Below are 25,531 nucleotides of genomic sequence, written 5' to 3' on the forward strand. Positions count from 1 at the left end.
GAATAGCGTCCATCTGTTCATGATACCCGTCTCGCCGATCGGGCATGCGGGCTGGAGGCTTTACCCCAGCGCGGCGGACACTAGCCAACGTTTGATGAACGGCTGCGCGCCGACAAACGCCATACCGGTGTTGCGCAATACCTTGGCAAACGGACCGGGGGCCGAGAAGAGCTTCTGCAGGCCGTCGGTGGCGATCATCAGCGCGCGGATGTCTTCGCGGCGAGCGCGTTCATAGCGGCGCAGCAGCACCATGTCGCCGAGATCGCGGAACGCTTCCTTGCCGGCGACCGTTTCGGCGAGCGCCGCGACATCGCGCAAACCGAGGTTCATACCCTGGCCCGCCAAGGGGTGGATCAGATGCGCGGCATCGCCGACCAGCGCGACGTGCGGCGCTACGAGCTTATCGACGGTTTGCAGCGCGAGTGGGAAGCCTTGAGCGGGCGTCACGCATTCCAGAGCGCCGAACTGACCGCCTGTAATACGTTCGACTTCGGCCGCGAGTTGCGCCGGATCGAGCGCGAGCAGTTGTTCAGCGTGCTCGGTGCATGCCGACCAGACCAGCGACACGTGGCCCTCCGGCATGGGCAACAGCGCGATGATTTCGCCGTCCTTGAACCATTGATAAGCGGTTTCGCCGTGCGGCTTTTCGGCCTTGAAATTCGCGACCACGCCGGTTTGCTTATAGTCGCGCCGGTTCATCTTCGAGCCGATCTGCGCACGCACCCACGAATGCGCACCGTCCGCACCGACCACCAGATCGGCCTCGAGCACATTGCCATTGGCTAGACCGACGCTGGCGCCGTCGGCGGTAAAGTCGAGCGCCTGCGCGCGTGTGTCGATCCAGGTGAGATTCGGCTGAAAACGCAGCGCGGCATCCAGCGCGCGCTCAATGACCGACGACTCGACAATCCACGCCAGCTGCGGCACGGCGGCCTGGAACGCGGAAAAATGAAGTTCGGCGTGCGCGTCCCCGTAGACGCGCATGTCGTAGACGGGCCCAAGCTTTGACAGATCAAGCGCCTGCCAGACTCGCAACCGTTCCAGCAGAGCCTGCGAACTCGACGACAGCGCGTAGACCCGCGAGTCGAAGGCAGCACCCGGCGGCAGCGCCGCGCAGGGTTGCGCGAGCAGCGCCACGCGCAGGCCGCCTTGCGTCAGTGCCAGCGCCGCGGTCTTGCCGACGAGCCCGCCGCCGATCACGGCGGCATCAAAGGTCTGATGGTGTGCGTTCATCCGCGCATTATAGCTGCGGGGGTTGCGGGGGACGGATCGAGGCGTGTCGCATTTCGGCCTGAATCCTAGTGCCCCAGCGCGGCGTGCGCGGCATCGGCTTCGCGAAAACGCATGAATTCACGGTCTGTTGAAAGGACGTTCCACGCGCTCATCACCAGCTCGCTCTTACGGTCCCGCTGGTCCCCTCGTACCGTGCAGTCTGGGAAAACCCGGTCGTACACGCGCCACAGCGAGTCGAAATCATTGGTATCGGCGAATTGCGCAATGCTGCGCTTATCGTCCTGAGTGAGCCGCTTCACCATGCAGTTCACGGTCTGGCGATCGGTCGTTGCCTGGGCGTCCTCGTAGTTCGGCGATAGCCAGGCAACCACGCCGGCACCAATCAGCGCCGCCCACACTGCCCATCTGGCCCATGTTTTTATTGTCATCGTGCTTCCCCGAAAAGGGCTCTAGCGGCCCCGGACCCGCATACTACAATGTTCTGACAGAATATTTCCGGGTAAGCCCGGTTTCCCGCCCCCTTCCCAGGAACCCTATCCGAACGGGTTACAATTGCGCTTTCCGTGACAAAACTCGCCCAGAATCGTCGAGGCAACGCCCCGATCTGGTGTCTTGTCCCGCTCCGCTGCGCTTCCTCCGCCACGCCAAGCGCGAAGGCTTTTCGAATCCCGCACACAGCGTCGAGCGCATCACGCAACTTACTGATTCACTGAAGGATTTCCATGAGCCTCAAATGCGGCATCGTCGGCCTGCCTAACGTCGGCAAGTCCACCCTGTTCAATGCGCTGACCAAGGCGGGCATCGCTGCCGAAAATTATCCGTTCTGCACGATCGAGCCGAACGTCGGCATCGTCGAGGTGCCGGACGCGCGTCTGAAGGCGCTCGCCGAAATCGTCAAGCCCGAGCGCATCCTGCCGGCCGTGGTGGAATTCGTCGATATCGCCGGCCTCGTGGCTGGCGCGAGCAAGGGCGAAGGGCTGGGCAACCAGTTCCTCGCGAACATTCGCGAAACCGACGCGATCACCCACGTCGTGCGCTGCTTCGAAGACGAAAACGTGATCCACGTCGCGAACAAGGTCGATCCGCTGTCGGATATCGAGGTGATCAACACTGAGTTGGCGCTGGCCGACCTTGCGACTGTCGAAAAGGCGCTGTCGCGCTATTCGAAAGCCGCCAAGTCGGGTAACGACAAGGAAGCCATCAAAAACGCAGCGGTGCTGGAAAAAGTGCGCGCTCAGCTCGACCAGGCCAAGCCGGTCCGCGCGCTCGATCTGTCGGATGAAGAAAAGGCCACGCTCAAGCCGTTCTGCCTGATCACCGCCAAGCCGACCATGTACGTCGCCAACGTGAAGGACGACGGTTTCCACAACAACCCGCACCTCGACGCAGTCACGAAGTTCGCGTCAGCCGAAGGCGCGCCGGTCGTCGCCGTGTGCGCGGCAATCGAAGCGGAAATCGCCGACCTCGAAGAAGCGGATATGGAAGTGTTCCTCGCCGACATGGGCATGGAAGAGCCGGGCCTGAACCGCGTGATTCGTGCGGGTTTCAAGCTACTAGGCCTGCAAACCTATTTCACGGCAGGCGTGAAGGAAGTGCGCGCGTGGACGATCCACGTTGGCGATACCGCACCGCAGGCAGCCGGCGCGATCCACACCGACTTCGAGCGCGGCTTCATTCGCGCGCAGACCATCGCGTTCAATGACTTCATCACCTACAAGGGTGAGCAAGGCGCGAAGGAAGCCGGCAAGATGCGTGCGGAAGGCAAGGAATACGTCGTGCACGACGGCGACGTGATGAACTTCCTGTTCAACGTCTGAGGCTTGGCCTCGGCGCGCAGCGCGTAATTGGCAAAATATGCCAGACGAACATCAAGCACCGCGCCGCAGCATCTCCCTAAAAAACCCGCTCAAAGCGGGTTTTTTGTTTTAACGCGTGGCCGCTGCATTAGCTGCGGCGCACTGGAGCGGCATCGAGATGCCATCCCTGACAGCCGCCATTTGCGATGGCGAATCCACTAGCACGGCATCGATCCCCAGACACGCTGCCGTCCGATAATCGTCCGCATTGTTCACCGCAATCGCCACGATCCGAACATCAGGCCTTTGCCGGAAGCAGGCCACGGTTGAGGGCGTCCACAGCGTTGCCTTCACGTCGGAACGGCCTTCGCCCAAAGTGAACGTCTCCACCACCGCCATCGCGCGATGCAGTTCAAATGCTGTCATTGTGTGTTCGGCAGGCGCGTCCACACAGCCCTGATTCAGCAATACCCGCACGAGCCGCCCACGTGTCGCATCGCGTGACTCGAACAGCTTCGCCTGTGGATACCCGGCGAAGCTCTGCTGATAGTCCGCGTCGGTCGAATAGATCGACACGCGCGACCACGCGTTTTCTTCGTCCAGCACCCGCGCCACGGCTTGGGCTTGCGGCGCGGCGGGCAGCGCTTTCATATCAAGGATGATCGGCATGGCTGCTGGGATGACTTGCAACGCTTCGCGAAGCGTCGGAATACCGACCGGATGATCGCGGTAGGGATACGCGTCGCCTCGGCGGAAATTCCAGCCGGCGTTCACGCGCGCGAGCTGTGCCGCCGTGAATGTGGACACCAGCCCCTTGGTGTCGGTCAACGCCGACAAGTCGACCGGACGGTACAACACCGGTACGCCGTCCTGACTCATCTGAACCGTGAGCCACATTGTGTCGGCATGATGCGCGATCGACTGGCGAATCGCTTCGAGCGTGTTTTCGGGCGCGTCGCCTGTCCCGCCACGATGCGCGACGATCCTGGGCAACGATGTCATCGGCGCCGGCCCATCCTCCGTCGTGACGGGCGTGAACGCACACCCTGCGAGCGCAAGACTTGCTATCGACCCGCAAACCGCCAATCGCGACGAACTCAGCATCTGGAATCCTGATTAATAAACACGGTGATCCAAACCGCGGACGATCGCGCAAAGCAAAGCACGTCCCGCTTCCCCATCCATCATGCCCGCATCCAGGCAGCGGCAACCTGCGGCCTGCGTCTGGGCATGACCTCGCGCAAAATCGGGCTTTCAGACGCCTATTGTTTCCGTTTCATGACAGCCGATGTTAAATTGCGGCATTCGGCACCTGTCAACTGCGGGCTCCCGCCCAGCGGCCGACGCCGGACTGTCATCGAACACAACTAGAATCGCGCGATTCCCATCCGCGCCCGTTCCGATCAGGAGACAAATCGATGCGTTGCAAGCCACTGTTCCGTTCGCTTTCCGTTGCCGCCGTATTGAGCTTCGGCATTAGCCAGGCAGCCCACGCCGCCACTGAAATCCAGTTCTGGCACGGCATGGAAGCTGCGCTTGGCGAGCGTCTGAACGACATCGCCAACGCGTTCAACGCGTCTCAAAGCGACTACAAGATCGTGCCGGTGTTCAAAGGCACCTACGACCAGACTCTCGCCGCCGGCATTGCCGCTTATCGTAGCGGCAACGCGCCCGCCATTCTGCAGGTCTACGAAGTCGGCACCGCCACGATGATGCAGGCGAAAAAGGCGGTAATCCCGGTTTCGGAAGTGTTCAAACAAGCCGGCGTGCCGCTCGACGAAAAGGCCTTCGTGCCGACCATCGCGAGCTATTACAGCGACGCCAGAACCGGCGAACTGATTTCGATGCCGTTCAATAGCTCGACGCCGGTGCTGTACTACAACAAGGACGCCTTCAAGAAAGCAGGGCTCGATCCGAATCAGCCGCCGAAAACCTGGGCCGAATTGCAGGTGGACGCGCAGAAGCTGAAGGCGTCGGGCATGGCATGCGGCTATTCGTCGGGCTGGCAAAGCTGGATCCAGCTCGAAAACTATAGCGCCTGGCACGGTGCGCCGTTCGCATCGAAGAACAACGGTTTCGACGGCCTCGACGCGCAGCTCGAATTCAACAAGCCGCTGCAGGTCGCGCACATCCAGTTCCTGCAGAACATGCAGAAGGAAGGCACCTTCACGTACGTCGGCCGCAAAGACGAACCGGTGTCGAAGTTCTATAGCGGCGACTGCGGGATCATCACGAACTCGTCGGGCTCGCTTGCCACGATCAAGAAGTACGCCAAATTCAATTTTGGCACCGGCATGATGCCGTACGACGCGAGCGTGAAGGGTGCGCCGCAGAACGCGATCATCGGTGGCGCCAGTCTGTGGGTGCTTTCGGGCAAAGACCCGGCTGTCTACAAGGGCGTGGCGAAATTCCTGGCGTATCTGTCGTCGGCGCCGGTTGCCGCGAAGTGGCATCAGGACACGGGCTATCTGCCGGTCACGACCGCCGCGTATCAACTGACGCAGCAGCAAGGCTTCTACGAGAAGAACCCGGGCAGCGACACGGCGATCAAACAGATGCTCAACAAGCCGCCGCTGCCGTTCACGAAGGGCTTGCGTCTTGGCAACATGCCGCAGATCCGCACCGTCATCGACGAAGAACTCGAGCAGGTCTGGGCAGGCAAAAAGACGCCACAACAGGCGCTCGATTCATCCGTGTCGCGAGGCGACGAGTTGCTGCGCCGCTTCGAGAAAGCCGGCAATTAAGTACTCGCCAGCCGGGTTTCGGTGCGCTCGCGCCGAAACCCGATGGTGCAGCAGAACCTTGGGGATTTTCGATGGAAAAGCGCTCCAGCTTCGGCACCAGCGTGCTGCCCTACCTGCTCGTCGCGCCGCAACTCCTGATCACGCTGCTGTTCTTCCTGTGGCCGGCAGGCGAAGCGTTGTGGCAGTCCACGCAGAGCCAGGACGCATTCGGCACGTCGAGCGAATTTGTCGGCCTCGCCAATTTCAAGCAGTTATTCGCCGATCCGCTTTATCTGTCGTCGTTCAACACGACGTTGATTTTCTGCGCGCTCGTCACGGTGTCGGGGCTGGTGATATCACTCTTGTTGGCAGTCTGCGCGGATCGCGTGACGCGCGGCGCGAGAGCCTATCAGACACTGCTGATCTGGCCGTATGCGGTTGCACCCGCGATCGCCGCCGTGTTGTGGTCGTTCCTGTTTAACCCGAGCATCGGCCTCGTCACCTATACGCTCGCGAAGTACGGCATCGTGTGGAATCACGCATTGAATTCCGGACAGGCGATGTTTCTGGTCGTGCTGGCTTCCGTATGGAAACAGGTCAGCTATAACTTTCTGTTCTTCTATGCCGGCTTGCAGGCGATTCCGCGTTCGCTGATCGAAGCGGCAGCGATCGACGGCGCCGGCCCGGTGCGGCGTTTCTTCGGCATCGCACTGCCGCTGCTGTCGCCGACCAGCTTCTTCCTGCTGGTGATCAACATTACCTACGCGTTCTTCGACACCTTCCCGGTGATTGACGCGGCCACCGGTGGCGGCCCGGCGCAATCCACCCGTACGCTGATCTACAAGATCTTCGCCGAAGGATTCCAGGGGCTGGACATCGGCAGCTCGGGGGCGCAGTCCGTCATCCTGATGGTGATCGTCATCGCGTTGACGGTGGTGCAATTCCGCTTCATCGAACGCAGGGTTCAATACTCATGATCGAGAACCGACGCGGTTTCGACCTCTTCTGCCATGCGGTGCTGATTCTCGGCGTCGTGCTGGTGGTGTTTCCAGTGTACGTCGCGTTTTGCGCGGCGACGATGAGCGAGCATGAGGTGTTCAGCGTGCCGTTGTCGCTGGTGCCGAGCACCCATCTGTTCGAGAACATCGCGACTGTCTGGTCGCATGGCAGCGGCAATGCGGCGGCGCCGTTCGGCCGCATGCTGTTCAACAGTCTCGTGATGGCACTGGTGATTTCGATCGGCAAGATCGCCGTCTCGATGATCTCCGCGTACGCGATCGTGTTTTTCCGTTTTCCGTTTCGCAATCTGTCGTTCTGGCTGATCTTCATCACGCTGATGCTGCCGGTCGAAGTGCGTATTTTCCCGACCGTGCAGGTCGTGTCGTCGATGCATCTGAGCAATACGTATAGCGGTTTAACCTTGCCGCTGATTGCCTCGGCCACCGCCACGTTCCTGTTCCGCCAGTTTTTCATGACCCTGCCGGACGAATTGATGGAAGCGGCGCGCATCGACGGCGCCGGCGCGATGCGGTTCTTCTGGGACGTGGTACTGCCGCTGTCGAAAACGAACATGGCGGCACTCTTTGTCATCACGTTCATTTACGGCTGGAATCAGTATCTATGGCCGATCCTGATTACAAGCCAGCAATCGTTGACCACGGCTGTGGTCGGCATCAAAAGCATGATCGCGTCTGGCGACACCGCGACCGAATGGCATCTCGTGATGACCGCGACGCTGCTCGCCATGCTGCCGCCGCTCGCCGTCGTGCTGACGATGCAGCGCTGGTTCGTGCGCGGACTGGTGGACTCAGAGAAATGAGCTGCTCCTTTTGGGCGTGCTCGTGGATTGGAATAGAACGCACCGCGCGAGGCGTAGCAAACGCGGCAAGCAACGAAAAGGCTAAAACAGCATGGCTGCACTGACTCTGCAAAGCGTTAAAAAGACCTACGACGGCAAACAGTTCGTGTTGCACGGCATCGACGTAGACGTCGCGGACGGCGAGTTCGTCGTGATGGTCGGCCCGTCGGGTTGCGGCAAATCGACCTTGCTACGGATGGTGGCCGGGCTCGAAGGCATTTCCGAAGGCACCATCTCGATTGCCGGCAAGGTGGTCAATCGACTGGAGCCGAAGGATCGCAACATCGCGATGGTGTTCCAGAACTACGCGCTGTATCCGCATATGAGCGTCGCCGAGAACATGGGCTATGCGCTGAAGATCGCGGGCGTCGATCGTGCACAGATTACGAAGCGCGTGCAGGCCGCGGCACAGATTCTCGAGCTTGAACCGCTGCTCGCACGCAAGCCGCGCGAGTTGTCCGGTGGTCAGCGGCAACGCGTCGCGATGGGCCGTGCGATCGTGCGCGAGCCGGCTGTGTTTCTGTTCGATGAGCCGCTGTCGAATCTGGATGCCCGCTTACGGGTACAGATGCGCCTCGAAATCCAGCGCCTGCATGCGCGGCTTGCCACCACCAGCCTGTACGTCACGCACGATCAGATCGAAGCGATGACGCTGGCGCAACGCGTGATCGTGATGAACAAGGGTCACGCCGAGCAGATCGGCGCGCCGACCGAGGTCTACGAGCGGCCGGCGACGGTGTTCGTCGCGAGCTTCATCGGCTCGCCGGGGATGAATCTGCTGGAAGGCCGGGTGTCGGATGATGGTTCTACATTCGAGGTAGCGGGCAACGGACCCAAGCTGCCGCTCACAGGCGCGGCGTCGATCGGCCGGGAAGTTGCGAAGGGCCGCGAATGGACGCTCGGCATTCGTCCGGAGCACATGACACCGGGTCAAGCTGACGCATCTCATGCGACGCTGACCGTCGATTCCTGCGAACTGCTCGGCGCGGACAACCTCGCGCACGGCCGTTGGGGCAAGCACGACGTGACCGTGCGGCTGCCGCACACGCATCGCCCCGCAGCAGGCGAAGCGCTGCAAGTCGCGCTGCCCGCGCACCATCTGCATTTCTTCGATCTGTCGACGGGACGGCGCGTGAACTGACGCCCCCGCCTCGGCCGAACCCGACGTACCCAAAAACAATAAAGACTTTAAGACCATGCAAGGCATCGCCCTCCACTGCTTGCGCCGCACAGCGGCGCTCACCGCTGCGCTTCTCTTCACCGCGACCTCTGCGTTCGCCTACGTCGCGCCCGGAACGTCGCCCGACGAAGCGAACCTCAGCAATCACAACACCTACACCAATCGCGACGGCAACACGGTGCACGCGCCAGCGCGCTCCCTATCGGGCAAGGCGCCAGACGGCGCGACCGCACACTGCCGGGACGGCACCTACAGTTTCAGCCGGCATCGCAGCGGCACCTGCTCACGGCACGGCGGCGTATCGGACTGGTTGTAATGAGCGGGCGGCGAGCCGCCCCGTTTCCATTCGCGTTGCCGCCCCACCCCCGCCCCGAAGTACAATGCCACCTGGACCACCCGCCCGCGCGCGGGGCGTCGCGAAGTTCGACGCCGCGCTCAACGCCGCGCCGGCCGGCGCCGGGCGCACTGCCCGGCCAACACACCGATTACCCATCCACCCACGACCGCCCGCCCCCACGCGGCCGGCGTCGTCAACGTCTATTGCAAGCAAATGGCCCAATACGTCTTCACCATGAACCGGGTCGGCAAAATCGTGCCGCCCAAGCGTCAAATCCTGAAAGACATCTCGCTGTCGTTCTTCCCCGGCGCGAAGATCGGCCTGCTCGGCCTGAACGGCTCGGGCAAGTCGACGCTGATCCGCATCATGGCCGGTGTGGACAAAGATATCGAAGGCGAAGCCACGCCGATGCCGAACCTGAACATCGGCTATCTGCCGCAAGAGCCGCAACTCGATCCGACCAAGACGGTGCGTGAAGCGGTCGAAGAAGGTCTCGGCGACGTCTTCGGCGCGCAGAAGAAACTCGACGAAATCTACGCCGCCTACGCGGAGCCGGACGCCGACTTCGACGCGCTCGCGGCGGAGCAGGCAAAGTACGAAGCCATTCTCGCCACCACCGACGGCAGCGCCGAACAGCAGATCGAGATCGCCGCCGACGCGCTGCGCCTGCCGGCATGGGACGCGAAGATCGAGCACCTGTCGGGTGGCGAAAAGCGTCGCGTGGCACTCTGCAAGCTGCTGCTCGAAAAGCCGGACATGCTGCTCCTCGACGAACCGACCAACCATTTGGACGCGGAATCGGTCGACTGGCTCGAACAGTTCCTCACCCGCTTCCCGGGCACGGTCGTCGCCGTGACCCACGATCGCTACTTCCTCGATAACGCCGCCGAGTGGATTCTCGAACTCGACCGCGGCCACGGCATTCCCTGGAAAGGCAACTACAGCAGCTGGCTCGACCAGAAGGAAGAGCGCCTGAAGCAGGAAGAGTCGTCGGAATCGGCGCGTCAGAAGGCGATCAAGAAAGAACTGGAGTGGGTGCGCCAGAACCCGAAGGGTCGTCAGGCGAAATCGAAGGCGCGTATTGCCCGCTTCGAGGAACTGAACAGCCAGGACTACCAGAAGCGCAATGAAACCTCGGAAATCTTCATCCCGGTCGGTGATCGCCTCGGTAATGAAGTGATCGAGTTCAAGAACGTTAGCAAGTCGTATGGCGACCGTCTGCTGCTCGACGACGTCAGCTTCAAGATTCCGGCGGGCGCGATCGTCGGCATCATTGGACCGAACGGCGCCGGTAAGTCGACGCTGTTCCGCATGCTGACCGGCCGCGAACAACCGGATTCGGGCGAAATCGTGCAAGGTCCGACGGTCAAGCTCGCGTACGTGGATCAAAGCCGCGACGCGCTCGACGGCTCGAAGACGGTGTTCGAAGAAATCTCCGGCGGTGCGGACGTGCTGACGGTCGGCAAGTACGAAACGCCGTCGCGTGCGTATATCGGCCGCTTCAACTTCAAGGGGGGCGACCAGCAGAAGACCGTCGGCAATCTGTCGGGCGGTGAACGCGGCCGGCTGCATCTGGCGAAGACGCTGATCGCGGGCGGCAACGTACTGCTGCTGGACGAACCGTCGAACGACCTCGACGTCGAAACGCTGCGCGCTCTGGAAGACGCGTTGCTCGAGTTTGCCGGCTCCGTGATGGTGATCTCGCACGATCGCTGGTTCCTCGACCGGATCGCGACGCACATCCTCGCATTCGAAGGCGATTCGCAAATCACGTTCTTCGACGGCAACTACCAGGAATACGAAGCGGACAAGCGCGCACGCCTCGGTGAAGAAGCTGCACGTCCGAAGCGTCTGCGTTACAAGCCGATTGCGCGATAAATCGCGAGCTTTGCAGCCCGCTCGTCGGTCGATGAGCGGGCTGTTTTGCGGGTCGTTTTCTTGCTGACAGAATTGCTGACCGCTTTACTGACCGCCTGGTCGGCCGCTTTGCCGGTCGATTAGCCGGTCATTTTGCTTTTCATGGCATACGCCGGAAACGTCCTGCGTTTGCCGGATGGACGGTAGGGCACACGCATTGCGTGCCACGGCGTGATACACGTCGTCCCGGCGGGAAGCGGCAACTCCGCCACATCAAAAAACCAATGTGCGTTCAACCGGCGCACGCTCAGGCCAATCACATCCACGCCGCGCACAGCGCGGCGACGAGGAGGCAAGCATGGCGATGTCGAAGGGCAAGCGCTGGGCCGTTGCGATAGGCGGCGTGCTGCTGGTGCTGATCGTCGTCGCGGTCGGTGCGCTGCAGTTCGCGCAGCGCGAAGTCAAAGAGCGGGTGATTGCGGCGCTCGGCCCATTAGGCAGTGCCGAAAGCATCCGGGTCGGCCTCACCTCCGTCCATCTCACCAACGTTCTGCTCAAAGCGCCGCCCGGCTGGCCCGCCGGTGATCCGCTACGTGCCGACGAAATCACGCTCACGCCCGATATTCGCGATCTGCTCGAGCGGCGCATGCATATTCGTAGCGTAGTGGTGCGCGGCTTCGACCTCGCAGTACTGCGCTCCAAGGATGGCGGGATCCGCCTGCTGCCGAATCTGCGGCAATCCGTGAACAAGTCCGACGACGACGCCAGCGGCGTAGCGGCAACCGCTCCCCGCGAAAAACTGATCGATCACATCAGCTTCGAGCAAGGCAACTTCCATTTCTACGACATGACGGTCGGTTCGCCGGCATTCAAAGTGACAGTCAGCAACGCCAACGCGACCGTCGACCACCTGCATCTGCCCGCACTCACCGAACCAACCAACGTCAGCGTCACTGGCTCAATCAAGGGCCCGACACACACGGGCACCGTTTCGTTCGACGGGTGGATCAAGATCGCCAGCAAGGATTCGCAGACCACCAGCAAACTGCGCGACGTCGATGTCGTGATGCTCGATCCGTACCTGCTGAAGAAAACGGGCGCAAAGGCGCAAGTGACCGGCGGCACAGTCGATCTGACGGTCGATTCGACGGTGCGCAACTATCAGCTGCACGCGCCTGGCACGGTGACGATCCACCATTTGCAACTCGCCGACAGCGACAACCCGCTCGACACCTTCATGTCGATCCCGACCAAGGCCGCCATCGCGGCGCTCAAGACGCATAACGGCGACATCACGCTGCATTTCGTGCTCGATGGGAATTTGCGCGATCCGAAGTTTTCCGTGCAGGAAAGTCTGATGACGCGCCTCGGCGCCGGGTTCGCGAAATCGATGGGCGTGAGCGTCGAAGGCGTGGCGAAGGGCGCTGGGGAGACAGTGAAAGGATTGGGTAACGCGTTGAAGAATCTGCTCGGTCAGTAGACGAGCGAGGGCGGCGGCGCCGTTAAAGCGAAGTCGCGCCGCGTCGTCGCTTTAACCGGTCTCCAGCGCTTAAACCGGCAACCCCAGCTCGCGCAATGTCGCTTCGGTTTGCGCAGCGTCCGTATGATGCACGCCGTGCCAGCCGAGCGCCGTTGCGGCCTCGGCGTTTTTTAGGTTGTCGTCGATAAAGACGAGTTCGGCCGGCCGGATGCCCGGCAGTTGCGCCTCGATCCGCTGGCGCATTTCCGCGAAGATCGCCGGGTCAGGCTTTACCAGCTTCACCCTGCCCGATACGACGATGTCGCGGAACCGCCGCAGCACGGGGTAGTGCTCCCAGGCATAGGGAAACGTCTCCGCCGACCAGTTGGTCAGCCCGAAAAGCGGCACATTGGCGGCTTCGAGCTTTTCCATGATCGCCACGCCCTCTTGCAGCACGCCGGCCACCATCTCGTGCCAGCGCTCGTAGAACACGCGGATCAACGGCGCGTGATCGGGAAATTTCGCGATCAATTCGTCTGTTGCTTCGACGATCGGCTGGCCACCATCCTGACGGATCACCCAGTCCATCGAACAGACGTGCGTCAGAAACCAGCGGCGCTCCGCTTCGTCAGGAATCAGCTGACGATACAAATACTCGGGGCTCCAGTCGATCAGCACGCCGCCGAAATCGAACACGACTGCCTTGATGGCCATGCTCTCTCCGTCAGTAAGATCGTGGCGACGCGATCAGATAGGCTGTGTGCGCAGCTCCAGCCACGCTTTGGCCTCACCCGACACATGCGGCGACAGGCGCGTGCGCACCATTTCGTGATACGCGTTGAGCCATGCGCGCTCGTCGTGACGCAACAGCGACAGGTCGAGGCAACGCGTGTCGATCGGGCACAGCGTCAGCGTTTCGAACTTGAGGAAATCGCCGAACTCGGTTTTCTCCGCAGGCACGTTCAGCACCAGGTTCTCGATCCGCACGCCCCACTTGCCCGGCCGGTAAATGCCCGGCTCGACCGAGGTGATCATGCCTTCTTCCATCGCCGTCCATGGTTCGGCCGGCGCGTAGTGCGAAATCACCTGCGGGCCTTCGTGCACGTTCAGGAAATAGCCCACACCGTGCCCCGTGCCGTGACCGTAATCGGCACCGGCTTCCCAGATCGGCGCGCGGGCGATCGCGTCAAGCATCGGCGAACGGATGCCGCGCGGGAACTTCGCGCGCGACAGCGCCATGGTGCCTTTCAGCACGATCGTGAAATCGCGCCGCTGTGCCTCGCTGATGGTGCCGACCGGCACGACGCGGGTGATGTCGGTCGTGCCGCTCAGATACTGCGCACCCGAATCGATCAGCAACAGGCCATTGCCCTCGATCACCAGATGCGCATCATCGGTCGCGCGGTAGTGCGGCATCGCGCCGTTCGCGTTGAAGCCGGCGATCGTCGCGAAGCTCAGGGATACGAAGCCCGGACGGCGCGCGCGGGCTGCCGTCAGGCGCTCGTCGATCGTGAGTTCAGTGATCGTTTCACGCCCCGACGCGCCTTCGAACCACGCGAAGAACTCGGCGAGTGCTGCGCCGTCCTGTTCCATCGTCTCGCGCACGTGCTCCGCTTCTGCCTCCGTCTTACGCGACTTGAAGAACGTGGACGGATTGACCGCCTCGACGACATTCACCGTGGACGGCACCAACTGCAGCGAGCCATACGTAATGCGGCGCGGGTCGATCAGCAGCGTGCTGCCGGCCGGCAGCGCGGCCAGCGCGTCGGCCGCCTTTGCATACGGCTCGACACGGATGCCGTCACGCGCGAGCGCATCGGCCAACGCTTGCGGCACCTTGCCGTCGGCGACGAAGAGCGACGCGCTCTCCTGACCGACCAGCGCGTGCGCCACGAACACCGGGTTGTAGCTGACGTCGGCGCCGCGCAGATTCAAAAGCCATGCAAGATCGTCAAGCGTGGAAATGAAGTGCCACTGCGCGCCCTTTTCCGCCATCGCGCGGCGAATCTGCGCGAGCTTGTCCGAACGGGCGACGCTCGCGTGCGGCGCGGCGTGCTCAAACACGGCGGCGGCGGGCAGCGACGGACGCTGCGGCCAGATCGCGTCGAACAGATCGACGTCGGTGCGCAGTTTCACGCCATACGCGGTGAGCGCCTGGCTCAAAGCACGCGCCGCCGACACACCGAGCACCGCGCCGTCCACGCCAACCGTGCCACCGGTCGCGACGTTCTGCGCAAGCCATTCGAAATGCGGCACGGTCTGCTGGCCGCCGGTCATCTTCATCAACTGAACGCCGGTGCCGGCCAACTGCGCGTTGGCTTGTTCCCAATAGCGGCTGTCGGTCCACACGCCGGCGAAATCGGCGGTCACGACCAGCGTGCCGGCCGATCCGGTGAACCCCGAAAGCCACTGCCGGCCTTGCCAGCGCCCGGGTAGATATTCGGAAAGATGCGGATCCGCGGACGGTACCAGATAAGCGGTTACACCTTCGCGCGCCATCGCATTGCGCAATGTCGCGAGTCGTTCAGGGATGGAGGAAGTTTCGGGGAGTCGGGCATTCATCAAGGTCACCTGCAAGTATTCATCGACGGGAAAGCAAGCCGACCGTCACGGCAACAGCGACCAGCGCGATGGCGGTACAGACCGGCCATTCGAGCAAACCGCCATCATGAAAGAGACCAACCACGTTGCCCGCCATGCGCGCAACACCCGCGCCCAGCAAGCCGGCCAGTAGCGCGACCCACCATCGGGCACGGCTCGAACGGCGCAGCGGATGCAGCCACCATCCCGCCAGGCCGATCACCGCCCCCAGCACCAGGATTCCAGGCCACCCCATCAGCGGCAGGTCTGGCGCGGTTTCAGATTCGTCTCGCGCAGATTCAGATTCGTCTCATGGGCGCCGGAGGCTTGGGCAGCTAGCATTTTTGTCTCATTAACTATAGAGGTTCAGCACGGCGCTTTCCGCATAGCGGTTGAGTTTAGGGGTCGGGGTGATGTTAGGCAAGCTGTAAGCCTTACGGAGAGTCCCAGTCCTCGATTATTGCCAAGCTGAAAGCGCGCCATGCGAATCGCCCTTATCGAGCCGGACCTTCGGCACGCCACATTAGTCGGCCGGCTGATCTTTGCCGGCGGTCATATGTGCCAGCATTTCACCGCGAGCGCCCCGTTCCTGGATCGCGCCGCCGACGAGTTCTTCGATCTTCTCATCACTGACGGCTGGGCCGGCGACCATTCCGCCGAAGACTTGATCCCACGCGCCCGCGCCATCCTGCCGAGCTTGCCGGTGATCGTGCTGCTGTCGGAGCCACGCGAGAGCCAGATCGTTGCCGCGCTGCACGCCGGCGCCGACGACTGCCTGACCAAACCGGTCCGCGGCCCGGAAATGCTGGCCAGAGTGGACGCACTGCTGCGACGCGCGAGCCTGCGGCGACCGCCCAACCGGCGGCGCGACACGATCGGCGAGTATGCGTTCGACGCGGCGCGCTTTGCCGTTACTTTCCGTGGCCACACGGTCGCGCTGACGCCGAAGGAATTCCGCTTTGCGTTGCTGCTATTTACCAATCTGTCACGGCCGGTGTCCCGCGCCCACATTCTCGAAACCGTCTGGACACGCCGCCGCGACGTAAAGTCGCGCACCGTCGACACCCATGCATCGCGCGTGCGGACCAAACTGCAATTGCGCCCGGAGCATGGTTATTGCCTGACACCGCTCTACGGCTATGGCTATCAGCTCGACGCGATCCCGCCGGAGGCCGTTGTGGAGGCCAAATGACGCGCGCACAATGTAAGAATGGTGAAAACGCTATAATATTGGGCTAAACCATAGCTCCCCATATGCAGCTTCTAACGATCGGAATCAATCACCACACTGCGCCTGTCGCCTTGCGCGAACGCGTGGCGTTTCCGCTCGAACAGATCAAGCCTGCGTTGGACACCTTCAAGAGCATCTGGCTTGGCCGCACCGCCCGCACGGCGCCGGAAGCGGCAATCCTGTCCACCTGCAATCGCACAGAACTCTACTGCGCGACCGACGACCAGGCCGCGCGTGAAGCCGCGATCCAGTGGTTTTCGAAGTACCATAATCTGCCCATCGACGAACTCGCGCCGCATGTCTACGCGCTGCCGCAGTCAGAAGCCGTGCGCCACGCGTTCCGCGTCGCATCGGGCCTCGATTCGATGGTGCTCGGCGAGACGCAAATCGTCGGACAAATGAAGGATGCGGTGCGCACGGCGTCTGAAGCCGGCGCGCTTGGCACTTATCTGAACCAGTTGTTCCAGCGCACCTTCGCCGTTGCGAAGGAAGTGCGCAGCACGACCGAAATCGGCGCGCAGTCGGTTTCCATGGCGGCAGCCGCCGTGCGGCTCGCCCAGCGGATTTTCGACAAGGTCTCGAATCAGCGCGTGCTGTTCATCGGCGCGGGCGAAATGATCGAGTTGTGCGCTACGCACTTCGCAGCGCAGCAGCCACGTGAACTCGTGGTCGCGAATCGCACGGCCGAGCGCGGCAGCCGCCTCGCCGAACGTTTCAACGGCCGGGCCATTCCGCTGTCGGAACTGCCCGCGCGCATGCATGAGTTCGACATCATCGTGTCGTGCACCGCTTCCACGCTGCCGATCATCGGTCTGGGCGCCGTCGAGCGGGCGGTGAAGGCGCGCCGTCACCGCCCGATTTTCATGGTCGATCTGGCCGTGCCGCGCGATATCGAACCCGAAGTCGGCCAGCTCGAAGACGTGTTTCTCTACACCGTCGACGACCTCGGCTCGATCGTGCGCGAAGGCAACGCGTCGCGGCAAGCCGCGGTCGCCCAGGCCGAAGCGATCATCGAAACGCGTGTCCAGAATTTCATGCAATGGCTCGACGCGCGCAGCATCGTGCCGGTGATCCGTCACATGCATACGCAGGCCGACGTGCTGCGTCGCGCCGAAGTCGAACGCGCGCAGAAAATGCTCGCGCGCGGCGACGACCCGGCAGCGGTGCTCGAAGCTCTGTCGCAATCGCTCACCAACAAACTGATCCACGGCCCCACGCACGCGCTCAATCGCGCGAGCAGCGAGAACCGTGACACGCTCATCGAGTTGATGGGCGGCTTCTACAAACACTCCGGTTCTACGGAGCGTTAGCGGCGCAACCACTGCCGCATCGTCCGCGCTGCCCCGAGTGGCCCGCGACGTGCTTCTGACCAGGGCATCTGCCCACTTCCCTAGTCGTCGTCTTTGCCGGAGCCCGCTCCGATACCCGTCCGATGAAAACGAGCATGCAACGCAAGCTCGACCAGCTCACTACCCGGCTGGCCGAACTGAACGACCTATTGAGCCGCGAGGACATCACCTCGAATCTCGACCAATACCGCAAGCTCACGCGTGAGCACGCCGAGCTCGGGCCGGTCGTCGAGCACTACGCGCTGTGGCGCCACGCAATGACCGACGCGGCGACCGCGCAGGAACTGCTGGCGGACGCGTCGATGCGCGACTTCGCGGAAGAGGAAATCCGCGCGGCGCGCGAGCGGATGGAAAAACTCGGCGCCGAATTGCAGAAAATGCTGCTGCCGAAAGACCCGAACGACGATCGCAACATCTTTCTCGAAATCCGTGCCGGAACAGGTGGCGACGAATCGGCGCTGTTCGCGGGCGATTTGCTGCGCATGTACTTGCGCTATGCCGAGCGCAATCGCTGGCAGGTGGAAATGATGTCGGCGAGCGAATCGGATCTGGGCGGTTACAAGGAAGTGATCGTGCGGATCGCCGGCGAAGCGGCCTACTCCAAGCTCAAGTTCGAGTCGGGCGGCCATCGCGTGCAACGCGTGCCGGCCACTGAAACGCAGGGCCGCATTCACACGTCGGCATGCACGGTCGCGGTGATGCCGGAAGCGGACGAAATCGGCGAGGTCGAGATCAATCCTGCCGACCTGCGCATCGACACGTTCCGCGCGTCCGGTGCGGGCGGGCAGCACATCAACAAAACCGACTCGGCCGTGCGCGTCACACACTTGCCGACGGGGATCGTCGTCGAATGTCAGGACGACCGGTCGCAGCACAAGAACAAAGATCGGGCGCTGAAGGTGTTGGCCGCGCGCATCAAGGACAAGCAGTCGCACGAGCAGCAGCAGAAGGAAGCCGCCACGCGCAAGAGCCTGATTGGCTCGGGCGATCGCTCAGAGCGGATTCGCACCTACAACTTCCCGCAAGGGCGTCTGACGGATCACCGGATCAATCTGACGCTGTATCGCCTCGACGCAATCATGGACGGCGATCTCGACGAACTGATTGCGGCTCTCGTCAGCGAGCATCAGGCCGAGTTGCTGGCATCGCTGGGCGACGCGGACTAAGCGCGGATGGATCCGGTCACGCCCTCTGCGCTGTTACGCGCCTCGCCACTGCCGCCGCTCGAAGCGCGGATTCTGCTCACGCACGTGCTCGGCTGGCGACATACGCAATTGATTACACGCAGCGACGAAACGCTCGACGGCACGCTAGTTGACCGATACCGGTTGCTGGAAGCGCGGCGTGTCGCCGGTGAACCGGTGGCGCAACTGGTCGGCGCGCGCGAATTTTTTGGGCTTGATTTCGAAGTGACACCGGACGTGCTGATTCCACGTCCAGAAACCGAATTGCTGGTCGAAACGGCGTTGGCGGCAATGGAAAACATCGCAAGGCCGGCCGTGCTCGATCTCGGCACCGGCACCGGCGCGATTGCCGTGGCGATTGCGTCGACGCGGCCCGACGCGCAGGTCTGGGCACTGGACCGTTCTGCCGAAGCGCTGGCGGTAGCCACACGCAACGCCACACGTCTGCTGGATAGCAAACGCCCCGGCGGTGCAGTGGCATTGCAGCAAAGCGACTGGTACGGCTCGCTCGACGCAGCATTGCGCTTCAACGTGATCGTCAGCAATCCGCCGTATATCGCGAGCGGCGATCCGCACTTGTCGGAAGGCGATCTGCGCTTCGAACCACGCGGCGCGCTCACCGACGAGGCCGACGGACTCAGCGCGATCCGCGCGATCATCGCTGGGGCGCCCGCCCGTTTGGCGACCAACGGCGTATTGTGGATCGAACACGGGTACGATCAGGCGGAAGCCGTACGCGGCCTGCTGACGGCGCAAGGTTTTGAGCAAGTCCGCTCGGAGCAGGATCTGGCCGGCATCGAGCGAATCAGCGGCGGCCTGTTGCACAGTGGACCTCGATGAATGGCCTCAATCGCCAAGGGTGACAAAGCGGCCCTCGGCCGGTCGTACCGAAATCCGCTATCATTTCAGCCTATTCCCTACACATAACGGAACCGCAAGGTCAGTCATGGATACGCAACAACGCATCAAGCAAATCGTCGACGAAAACAACGTCGTGCTCTTCATGAAGGGTACCGCTCAGTTCCCGATGTGCGGCTTTTCCGGCCGCGCCATCCAGATTCTGAAGGCGTGCGGCGTCAGCGAAATCAAAACCGTCAACGTGCTCGAAGACGACGAAGTCCGCCAGGGCATCAAGCAGTTCTCGAACTGGCCGACCATTCCGCAGCTCTACGTGAAGGGCGAATTCGTCGGCGGCTCGGACATCATGATGGAAATGTACGAATCCGGCGAACTGCAGCAGCTGTTCGCCGCGGCCTAAGCGGCCCGTTGTCCGAACGTTTGCCGTCCTCTGACAAGGCGCCGCGAGCCATGGAAACACGCGCTGTGGCGCCACGCCGGCTGATCGTCGCGATCACCGGCGCAACCGGCGCCATTTACGGCATCCGGTTGCTCGAGACGTTGCGCAGACTGGGCGGCGTCGAGAGCCATCTGCTGATTTCGAGCGCAGGCTGGCTCAATATCCAGCACGAACTCCAGTTGAGCAAAGAAGACATCCATCCGCTCGCGGATGTCGTTCATTCGGTGCGCGATGTCGGCGCGAGCATTGCGTCCGGCTCTTTTGCGACCGATGGCATGGTGATCGCACCCTGCTCGATGAAGACGCTCGCCAGCGTCGCACATGGCTTTTCCGACAATCTGATCACCCGCGCCGCCGACGTCACGCTCAAAGAGCGCCGCCGACTCGTGCTCCTCGTGCGCGAAACGCCGTTCAATCTCGCGCATCTGCGCAATATGACGGCCGTGACCGAAATGGGCGGTGTGATCTTCCCGCCTTTGCCTGCCTTCTACAACCACCCCGCCTCGATCGACGAAATGGTCGATCACACGGTGGCGCGCGTGCTGGATCTCTTCGCGCTTGGGCCGGCTTTGTCGCCGGCGTGGCAAGGATTGCGCGACGCGCAGGAATAGCGCACCCGCGGGATCTCGATTAATAACACCCGCGACACAATCAATTCCGTTTTCACCCGTTTATCAAACGTCGGTACGGACTTATATTAATAGCAACCCCACTTCCGCGCCGCATCCCTGCGGCGGCGTTGCTGCCATGAATCGCTTACCGTCGCTTTTCCTTTCCCACGGCGCACCCACGCTGCCAATCGACCCTTCCCTGCCGTCCGCCGAGTTCGGCGTATTGTCGGCGCAATTGCCGCGTCCTGAAGCCGTGCTAATGCTGTCGGCCCACTGGGGCACAGCCCAGCCTGAGGTGAGCACCTCCACCGCGCCAGAAACCATCCACGATTTTTACGGCTTCCCGCGCCAGTTGTATGAGATTCAATACCCGGCTCCGGGTGCGCCCGATGTCGCGCGCCGTGCCGCCGTGCTGCTCGGTGAACACGGCATCCGCGCCAACGCCCAGCCGCATGGGCTCGACCACGGCGCGTGGGTACCGATGCTGCTGATGTTCCCGGCAGCCGACGTGCCGGTCGCGCAGTTGTCGATCCAGCCGCACCAGGATGCCGCTCATCACTTCCGTGTGGGTCGTGCGCTGCGCTCACTGAAAGACGACGGCGTGATGGTGATCGGCTCGGGCCAGATCACGCACAACCTGCGCGCGGCCGACTTTTCCGCGCGCCCGGAAGACGCCGACCCGCGCGTGGCCGAATTCACCGACTGGTTCGAAGCAAAGCTCGCCGCGCACGACATCGACGCGTTGCTCGACTACCGCCGTCAGGCACCGCACGCCGTGCTGATGCATCCGACCGACGAGCACCTGCTGCCCGTATTCGCGGCGCTGGGCGCGGCAGACGACGATTATTCGCTGGCGATCCAGTCGCTCGGAACCTACCAGCGCTCGCTCGCCATGACAAATTACGTGTTCGGCACGGCCTGATTCAACGCTAACCCAGCGCCATCGGCGCGCCGAAACAGGATCTGAGCACCGTCGCAAACAAAAAAGCCCGCCTGAGCAACCAGGCGGGCTTTTTTCGTACCATGCCGGATCAGGATGATCCGGCGGAAGACTCAACGCAGCAACTTAATGTACGCCCATGCCTTCGAGCACTTCGTCGTGCGTCTGACGCTCTTCGAGGTATTCCGAACGATAGCCGCTATGCACGCCCCAGTAGTAGAACACCAGCGAGAACACGATCACGACCACCATGTCCCAGCCATACGGCAGGACGCCACGGCCGCCGAATTCCTTGCTGCCGATCAGCGACAGGATCGCCATCACCGGCAGGTAGGCCACGAGCCACCATGCGGCCTTCAGATCACGCCCCCAGCCGCCGAAACCCGACTTGGCCTGGAAGTAGAAGTACACCGGCAGCGCAACGACCATGAGCAGAATGATTTCGCCGGTCAGCGGCCACTTTGCCCAGTACAGGATCAGCGACGCGCACACGAACGCGAACGGTGCAATGATCTTCATGCCCGGAATGTGCAACGGGCGCTCCAGATCCGTCGCCGCACGGCGCAATGCCATCAGGCTGATCGGGCCGGTCAGGTACGAGATCACGGTCGCGACCGAGATCACCGCCGCCAACGAGCTCCAGCCGCGGAAGAAGAACAGGAAAATGAACGACACCAGCAGGTTGAACCACATCGCCTGACGCGGCACGCCGTAGAACGGGTGCACGTTGCCGAACATCTTCGGCATCGTGTTGTTGCGCTCCATGGCGTAGATCATGCGGGTGGTGGTGGCCATGTAGGTCGTGCCGGTGCCGCTCGGGCTGACGAACGCGTCGACGTACAACAGGATAGCCAGCCAGTTCAGGTTCAGCGCAATCGCCAGTTCCGCGAACGGCGAAGCGAAGTTGAAGTGGCTCCAGCCCTTCATCACGTCGCCCGGGCTCACCGCGCCGATATACGCGACCTGCAGCAGCACGTAGATCACCAGTGCCAGCAGGATCGAGCCGATCACCGCGAACGGTACGCTCTTGGCCGGATTGCGCGCTTCACCCGCAAGGTTGATCGGGCTCTGGAAACCGTTAAAGGCGAACACGATACCGCTCGTCGACACTGCCGTCAGCACAGCCGACCAGCCGTACGGCGCAAAGGTGCTCGCTTCACCGAAGTTTTCCTTGTGGAAGCCCGTCAGCATCAAGCCGAGGATCGTCGCACCCGGAATCAGGAACTTGAAGATCGTGATCGCCGAATTGGCGCGCGCGAACAGTTTCACGCCCCAGTAGTTCAGCAGGAAGTAAATGATCACGAGCGCCGCGGACAGCAATAGCCCGTTGGTCGTTAATGACCCGTCCACGAATAGCGCATGCGCCCATGGATACGGCCACGTACTCATATATTGAATGGATGCTTCAGCCTCGATTGGAATCACCGAGACAATGGCAATCCAGTTGGCCCATGCACTGATGAAACCGACCAGTGCACCGTGCGAATAGCGCGCGTAACGCACCATGCCGCCGGACTCGGGGAACATCGCGCCGAGTTCTGCGTACGTCAATGCAATCGCGAGAATCACGACCGCCCCAATGATCCATGCACAAATGGCAGCCGGCCCGGCAATTTTTGCAGCTTTCCACGCGCCGAACAGCCAGCCCGATCCTATGATCGAACCCAAGCCGGTCAGCAGTAACGCGACCGGTCCGATGTTCCGTTGTATAGAACTTTTCACATCTTCTCCTGTGTCGGCCGGAGTGAGTGCTTTGGCACTTACTCCGGTCCCATGCGAGTTGCAGCAGACCATGTCGGCACCGCGCGACAACGCTTGTGGCGCTGGAGACGGGTGACGCGCATGCATACGCGACGGCTCAATCTGATCAGGTGCAACCGACGCGCGGCGCGTAGTTTAACGGTTGCACCCGTACGTTGCAGCAAAACCAAGGGTTCTCCCTAGCAAAATTCTCGGGCGAATAGCAAGCTTTGTAAGCAACTTTTGCGCCAATCCATCAAAAAATCGTAAAGTTCGGCCCGGAGTGTTGACCTTGGCCCAAAATGGCCGTATAACGTTCGGGCAGGATTTCAAGCGGCGAGTGAATTGGTCTTTCGTAGTTCGCCCATCAACGGTACTCCGGTTGGTCCCATTACCCCCTTCCTTGATTTTCATGCGCACCCATTGGGCTTCGGCCTTATTTACCATCTTTAGGAACAAGTAATATGGAAACCGGTACCGTCAAGTGGTTCAATGACGCAAAGGGCTTTGGCTTCATCACGCCGGACGGCGGTGGCGAAGATCTGTTCGCGCATTTCTCGGAAATCCGCACGGAAGGCTTCAAGACGCTGCAAGAAAACCAAAAGGTTACGTTTGAAGTGAAGACGGGCCCGAAGGGCAAGCAAGCTGCTAACATCAAGCCGGCGTAAGCAAGCACGCTTCCTTCTGGACGCAAAAAAACCCCGCCTCGGCGGGGTTTTTTATATCCATCGCCATTGCATACGGCGATTATCTCCACAGTATGCGATTGGATAGCGGGGTTATCCAAACAGACGTCGCGCGTGAATACCGAGACCTGTCGCGACACTGGCAAGACGGTCGCCAAATACTGCTTTGGCATCCGGAAATGCCGCCGCCAATGCACTCGATAGAAACGCCAATCCAGTCGAGCCACCCGTGAAATAAATCGCGTTGACGTCGCGCGGGACAACGCCGGCTGCCTGCACCGTATCGCGCGCCGCCTGCACGATGCGCTGCGTCTCGTCCTGACCCGCTTTGATGAGTTGCGCTTCGTCGAAAGCGAGCCGCAGGTCGTCTTCCACCTCGTCGAGGTCGATCACGGTCTCACCACCCGCCGCCACGCCGATCTTCGCCTCTTCCGCATGGGCCGCCAGCGCATGCCCCAAGCGGCGCTCCACGACGCGCATCAGGCGATCGTGATGTCTGGCCTGGATGAACAGATGCCGCATGAGCGCGAGTTCGCTGACGCGCTTCGGTGCGTAGACGGTGTTGATCAGGTGCCAGGTCGCCAGGTCGAAATAGATACGGCTCGGAATCTCGCGGCCTTCGGGGTCGAGCGTCTGGTAGCCGAGTTCGCGCAGGATCGTCACCAGTTCAACGCGGCGGTCGAAATCGGTGCCTGCAACGTGCACACCGTGGTGAGCCAGCACGTCGTCTTTCCGCTCGACGCGCGTCACCCGCTCCGGCCCCACCCGCACCAGCGAAAAGTCTGACGTACCGCCGCCGATATCGGCCACCAGCACGAGTCCTTCTTCTGTCAGATGCGATTCGTAGTCGAACGCGGCCGCGATCGGCTCATACTGAAAGTGAATCTCCCGCAAACCGGCTGAACGCGCCGCGGCTTCGAGTTGCTGCTGTGCCATCTGGTCCGCGCGCGGGTCGTCGTCGACGAAGAATACCGGGCGGCCCAACACGGCGCGGCTGATCGGTCCGCCGGCGCTCTTCTCGGCCGAGCGCTTCAGGTGGTCGACGAAAATCGCGATGATGTCCGTGTACTTGATCGCCGAGCCGTCGCCGAGATCGGTCGAATTTTCGGCGAGCGGCGAGCCGAGAATACTTTTCATCGAGCGCATCAAACGGCCGTCAAAACCGTCGATGTACGCCGCCAGCGCCGAGCGCCCGAACTCACGGGTGTTCTCGTCGGTGTTGAAAAAGACGGCGGTCGGCAGCGTCGTATAGGCGCCCTCGACTGGCGCAAGCCTAAGCGCAGCGCCGTCAGGGACGGCCACAGCCGAATTGGAAGTACCGAAATCAATCGCGCAATAGTTCATGGCAGGAATCGCCGCTCACGGCTGGCGCGGACAGAAAGGGGAGCGGCTTTGTATCACGAAAGCCCAATCAGCATCAACTGACGCTTTCCGGGACGCCCGCAACACTGTCCAAAACCCGCTCGACGG

At 62.0% G+C, this 25,531-nt stretch carries 24 protein-coding genes; 16 read left to right on the top strand and 8 right to left on the bottom strand.

Annotated features, from left to right (window positions below; translation table 11 throughout):
• Positions 1 to 60: 60 nt before the first annotated feature.
• Positions 61 to 1,233, bottom strand: coding sequence for a UbiH/UbiF family hydroxylase (locus PQQ52_RS23720; protein ID WP_408216651.1), 1,173 nt, complete (start codon positions 1,231 to 1,233; stop codon positions 61 to 63).
• Between the two features lie 65 nt (positions 1,234 to 1,298).
• Positions 1,299 to 1,661 carry a hypothetical protein gene (locus PQQ52_RS23725; protein WP_408216654.1) on the bottom strand — a complete coding sequence of 121 codons (363 nt, stop codon included), beginning with the start codon at positions 1,659 to 1,661 and terminating at the stop codon, positions 1,299 to 1,301.
• Positions 1,662 to 1,955: 294 nt separating this feature from the next.
• Between PQQ52_RS23725 and ychF the strand changes: the two genes are divergently transcribed.
• Complete coding sequence (gene ychF, locus PQQ52_RS23730; RefSeq protein WP_408216656.1) at positions 1,956 to 3,050, top strand: redox-regulated ATPase YchF; 1,095 nt, start codon at positions 1,956 to 1,958, stop codon at positions 3,048 to 3,050.
• A 108-nt stretch (positions 3,051 to 3,158) separates the two neighbouring features.
• On the opposite strand, the gene PQQ52_RS23735 is transcribed toward ychF, so the two are convergent.
• Complete coding sequence (locus PQQ52_RS23735; RefSeq protein WP_408216659.1) at positions 3,159 to 4,133, bottom strand: glycerophosphodiester phosphodiesterase family protein; 975 nt, start codon at positions 4,131 to 4,133, stop codon at positions 3,159 to 3,161.
• Positions 4,134 to 4,447: 314 nt separating this feature from the next.
• Between PQQ52_RS23735 and ugpB the strand changes: the two genes are divergently transcribed.
• The 7 genes from ugpB (at position 4,448) to PQQ52_RS23770 (ending at position 12,464) form a co-directional block, all read left to right on the top strand.
• Entirely contained in the window at positions 4,448 to 5,773 is a 1,326-nt protein-coding gene (gene ugpB / locus PQQ52_RS23740; RefSeq protein ID WP_408216662.1) for a sn-glycerol-3-phosphate ABC transporter substrate-binding protein UgpB, read from the top strand.
• Between the two features lie 71 nt (positions 5,774 to 5,844).
• Positions 5,845 to 6,729, top strand: a complete 885-nt coding sequence (gene ugpA / locus PQQ52_RS23745) for a sn-glycerol-3-phosphate ABC transporter permease UgpA (RefSeq protein ID WP_408216665.1) — start codon at positions 5,845 to 5,847, stop codon at positions 6,727 to 6,729.
• On the top strand, positions 6,726 to 7,571 hold the full coding sequence (ugpE, locus tag PQQ52_RS23750) for a sn-glycerol-3-phosphate ABC transporter permease UgpE (RefSeq protein ID WP_408216668.1): 846 nt from the start codon (positions 6,726 to 6,728) through the stop codon (positions 7,569 to 7,571). Before ugpA ends, ugpE begins: the two co-directional genes overlap by 4 nt.
• Before the next feature lie 91 nt (positions 7,572 to 7,662).
• Complete coding sequence (locus PQQ52_RS23755; RefSeq protein WP_408216671.1) at positions 7,663 to 8,751, top strand: sn-glycerol-3-phosphate import ATP-binding protein UgpC; 1,089 nt, start codon at positions 7,663 to 7,665, stop codon at positions 8,749 to 8,751.
• Between the two features lie 55 nt (positions 8,752 to 8,806).
• The gene (locus PQQ52_RS23760; protein ID WP_408216673.1) at positions 8,807 to 9,106 is read left to right on the top strand and encodes a DUF3761 domain-containing protein; all 300 of its coding nucleotides are present in this window, start codon (positions 8,807 to 8,809) and stop codon (positions 9,104 to 9,106) included.
• A gap of 234 nt (positions 9,107 to 9,340) precedes the next feature.
• The gene (gene ettA, locus PQQ52_RS23765) at positions 9,341 to 11,005 is read left to right on the top strand and encodes an energy-dependent translational throttle protein EttA (RefSeq protein ID WP_074282079.1); all 1,665 of its coding nucleotides are present in this window, start codon (positions 9,341 to 9,343) and stop codon (positions 11,003 to 11,005) included.
• Between the two features lie 337 nt (positions 11,006 to 11,342).
• Positions 11,343 to 12,464, top strand: a complete 1,122-nt coding sequence (locus PQQ52_RS23770) for a DUF748 domain-containing protein (RefSeq protein WP_408216676.1) — start codon at positions 11,343 to 11,345, stop codon at positions 12,462 to 12,464.
• A gap of 69 nt (positions 12,465 to 12,533) precedes the next feature.
• Here PQQ52_RS23770 and PQQ52_RS23775 read toward each other — a convergent pair whose 3' ends face one another.
• The 3 genes from PQQ52_RS23775 to PQQ52_RS23785 are packed head-to-tail and all read right to left on the bottom strand — an operon-like array spanning position 12,534 to position 15,279.
• Positions 12,534 to 13,157, bottom strand: coding sequence for an HAD family hydrolase (locus PQQ52_RS23775; protein WP_408216678.1), 624 nt, complete (start codon positions 13,155 to 13,157; stop codon positions 12,534 to 12,536).
• Between the two features lie 33 nt (positions 13,158 to 13,190).
• Entirely contained in the window at positions 13,191 to 15,005 is a 1,815-nt protein-coding gene (locus PQQ52_RS23780; protein ID WP_408216681.1) for an aminopeptidase P family protein, read from the bottom strand.
• A gap of 19 nt (positions 15,006 to 15,024) precedes the next feature.
• A complete protein-coding gene (locus PQQ52_RS23785; protein WP_408216684.1) occupies positions 15,025 to 15,279 on the bottom strand; it encodes a hypothetical protein in 255 nt (84 codons plus the stop codon).
• Between the two features lie 225 nt (positions 15,280 to 15,504).
• On the opposite strand from PQQ52_RS23785, the gene PQQ52_RS23790 reads away from it, so the two are divergent.
• From PQQ52_RS23790 to PQQ52_RS23820, 7 genes are all read left to right on the top strand, one after another.
• Positions 15,505 to 16,215 carry a response regulator transcription factor gene (locus PQQ52_RS23790; protein ID WP_408216686.1) on the top strand — a complete coding sequence of 237 codons (711 nt, stop codon included), beginning with the start codon at positions 15,505 to 15,507 and terminating at the stop codon, positions 16,213 to 16,215.
• Positions 16,216 to 16,277: 62 nt separating this feature from the next.
• Positions 16,278 to 17,564: a glutamyl-tRNA reductase gene (hemA, locus tag PQQ52_RS23795; RefSeq protein ID WP_408216689.1), complete on the top strand. Its 1,287-nt coding sequence runs from the start codon at positions 16,278 to 16,280 to the stop codon at positions 17,562 to 17,564.
• Between the two features lie 122 nt (positions 17,565 to 17,686).
• Positions 17,687 to 18,769, top strand: a complete 1,083-nt coding sequence (gene prfA, locus PQQ52_RS23800; RefSeq protein ID WP_408216691.1) for a peptide chain release factor 1 — start codon at positions 17,687 to 17,689, stop codon at positions 18,767 to 18,769.
• Between the two features lie 6 nt (positions 18,770 to 18,775).
• The gene (gene prmC, locus PQQ52_RS23805; protein WP_408216694.1) at positions 18,776 to 19,627 is read left to right on the top strand and encodes a peptide chain release factor N(5)-glutamine methyltransferase; all 852 of its coding nucleotides are present in this window, start codon (positions 18,776 to 18,778) and stop codon (positions 19,625 to 19,627) included.
• 106 nt (positions 19,628 to 19,733) lie between these two features.
• Entirely contained in the window at positions 19,734 to 20,045 is a 312-nt protein-coding gene (grxD, locus tag PQQ52_RS23810) for a Grx4 family monothiol glutaredoxin (protein WP_408216697.1), read from the top strand.
• A 50-nt stretch (positions 20,046 to 20,095) separates the two neighbouring features.
• The gene (locus tag PQQ52_RS23815) at positions 20,096 to 20,695 is read left to right on the top strand and encodes a UbiX family flavin prenyltransferase (protein ID WP_408216700.1); all 600 of its coding nucleotides are present in this window, start codon (positions 20,096 to 20,098) and stop codon (positions 20,693 to 20,695) included.
• 136 nt (positions 20,696 to 20,831) lie between these two features.
• Positions 20,832 to 21,617 (top strand): DODA-type extradiol aromatic ring-opening family dioxygenase, encoded by a 786-nt coding sequence (locus tag PQQ52_RS23820; protein ID WP_408216703.1) that lies wholly within the window; start codon positions 20,832 to 20,834, stop codon positions 21,615 to 21,617.
• Between the two features lie 144 nt (positions 21,618 to 21,761).
• Here the strand turns inward: PQQ52_RS23820 and PQQ52_RS23825 are convergent, their stop codons facing one another.
• The gene (locus tag PQQ52_RS23825; RefSeq protein ID WP_408216706.1) at positions 21,762 to 23,357 is read right to left on the bottom strand and encodes an APC family permease; all 1,596 of its coding nucleotides are present in this window, start codon (positions 23,355 to 23,357) and stop codon (positions 21,762 to 21,764) included.
• A gap of 482 nt (positions 23,358 to 23,839) precedes the next feature.
• On the opposite strand from PQQ52_RS23825, the gene PQQ52_RS23830 reads away from it, so the two are divergent.
• Positions 23,840 to 24,043 (top strand): cold-shock protein, encoded by a 204-nt coding sequence (locus tag PQQ52_RS23830; RefSeq protein WP_060858913.1) that lies wholly within the window; start codon positions 23,840 to 23,842, stop codon positions 24,041 to 24,043.
• 111 nt (positions 24,044 to 24,154) lie between these two features.
• On the opposite strand, the gene PQQ52_RS23835 is transcribed toward PQQ52_RS23830, so the two are convergent.
• The gene (locus tag PQQ52_RS23835; protein ID WP_408216708.1) at positions 24,155 to 25,405 is read right to left on the bottom strand and encodes an Hsp70 family protein; all 1,251 of its coding nucleotides are present in this window, start codon (positions 25,403 to 25,405) and stop codon (positions 24,155 to 24,157) included.
• Positions 25,406 to 25,531: the final 126 nt, after the last annotated feature.

The sequence above is a fragment of the Paraburkholderia sediminicola genome, assembly GCF_046030555.1.
Classification (GTDB): Bacteria; Pseudomonadota; Gammaproteobacteria; order Burkholderiales; family Burkholderiaceae; genus Paraburkholderia; species Paraburkholderia sediminicola_E.

What these genes read in the sequence shown, in the direction of transcription:
- PQQ52_RS23790 (WP_408216686.1), top strand. Translation starts at nt 15,505, where the DNA reads ATGCGAATCGCCCTTATCGAGCCGGACCTTCGGCACGCCACATTAGTC.
- PQQ52_RS23815 (WP_408216700.1), top strand. Translation starts at nt 20,096, where the DNA reads ATGGAAACACGCGCTGTGGCGCCACGCCGGCTGATCGTCGCGATCACC.
- PQQ52_RS23735 (WP_408216659.1), bottom strand. Translation starts at nt 4,133, where the DNA reads ATGCTGAGTTCGTCGCGATTGGCGGTTTGCGGGTCGATAGCAAGTCTT.
- hemA (WP_408216689.1), top strand. Translation starts at nt 16,278, where the DNA reads ATGCAGCTTCTAACGATCGGAATCAATCACCACACTGCGCCTGTCGCC.
- ugpB (WP_408216662.1), top strand. Translation starts at nt 4,448, where the DNA reads ATGCGTTGCAAGCCACTGTTCCGTTCGCTTTCCGTTGCCGCCGTATTG.
- PQQ52_RS23770 (WP_408216676.1), top strand. Translation starts at nt 11,343, where the DNA reads ATGGCGATGTCGAAGGGCAAGCGCTGGGCCGTTGCGATAGGCGGCGTG.
- PQQ52_RS23780 (WP_408216681.1), bottom strand. Translation starts at nt 15,005, where the DNA reads ATGAATGCCCGACTCCCCGAAACTTCCTCCATCCCTGAACGACTCGCG.
- PQQ52_RS23835 (WP_408216708.1), bottom strand. Translation starts at nt 25,405, where the DNA reads ATGAACTATTGCGCGATTGATTTCGGTACTTCCAATTCGGCTGTGGCC.
- prmC (WP_408216694.1), top strand. Translation starts at nt 18,776, where the DNA reads ATGGATCCGGTCACGCCCTCTGCGCTGTTACGCGCCTCGCCACTGCCG.
- PQQ52_RS23755 (WP_408216671.1), top strand. Translation starts at nt 7,663, where the DNA reads ATGGCTGCACTGACTCTGCAAAGCGTTAAAAAGACCTACGACGGCAAA.
- PQQ52_RS23760 (WP_408216673.1), top strand. Translation starts at nt 8,807, where the DNA reads ATGCAAGGCATCGCCCTCCACTGCTTGCGCCGCACAGCGGCGCTCACC.
- PQQ52_RS23785 (WP_408216684.1), bottom strand. Translation starts at nt 15,279, where the DNA reads ATGGGGTGGCCTGGAATCCTGGTGCTGGGGGCGGTGATCGGCCTGGCG.
- grxD (WP_408216697.1), top strand. Translation starts at nt 19,734, where the DNA reads ATGGATACGCAACAACGCATCAAGCAAATCGTCGACGAAAACAACGTC.
- ugpE (WP_408216668.1), top strand. Translation starts at nt 6,726, where the DNA reads ATGATCGAGAACCGACGCGGTTTCGACCTCTTCTGCCATGCGGTGCTG.
- ychF (WP_408216656.1), top strand. Translation starts at nt 1,956, where the DNA reads ATGAGCCTCAAATGCGGCATCGTCGGCCTGCCTAACGTCGGCAAGTCC.
- PQQ52_RS23820 (WP_408216703.1), top strand. Translation starts at nt 20,832, where the DNA reads ATGAATCGCTTACCGTCGCTTTTCCTTTCCCACGGCGCACCCACGCTG.
- PQQ52_RS23725 (WP_408216654.1), bottom strand. Translation starts at nt 1,661, where the DNA reads ATGACAATAAAAACATGGGCCAGATGGGCAGTGTGGGCGGCGCTGATT.
- prfA (WP_408216691.1), top strand. Translation starts at nt 17,687, where the DNA reads ATGAAAACGAGCATGCAACGCAAGCTCGACCAGCTCACTACCCGGCTG.
- PQQ52_RS23720 (WP_408216651.1), bottom strand. Translation starts at nt 1,233, where the DNA reads ATGAACGCACACCATCAGACCTTTGATGCCGCCGTGATCGGCGGCGGG.
- PQQ52_RS23830 (WP_060858913.1), top strand. Translation starts at nt 23,840, where the DNA reads ATGGAAACCGGTACCGTCAAGTGGTTCAATGACGCAAAGGGCTTTGGC.
- PQQ52_RS23775 (WP_408216678.1), bottom strand. Translation starts at nt 13,157, where the DNA reads ATGGCCATCAAGGCAGTCGTGTTCGATTTCGGCGGCGTGCTGATCGAC.
- ettA (WP_074282079.1), top strand. Translation starts at nt 9,341, where the DNA reads ATGGCCCAATACGTCTTCACCATGAACCGGGTCGGCAAAATCGTGCCG.
- ugpA (WP_408216665.1), top strand. Translation starts at nt 5,845, where the DNA reads ATGGAAAAGCGCTCCAGCTTCGGCACCAGCGTGCTGCCCTACCTGCTC.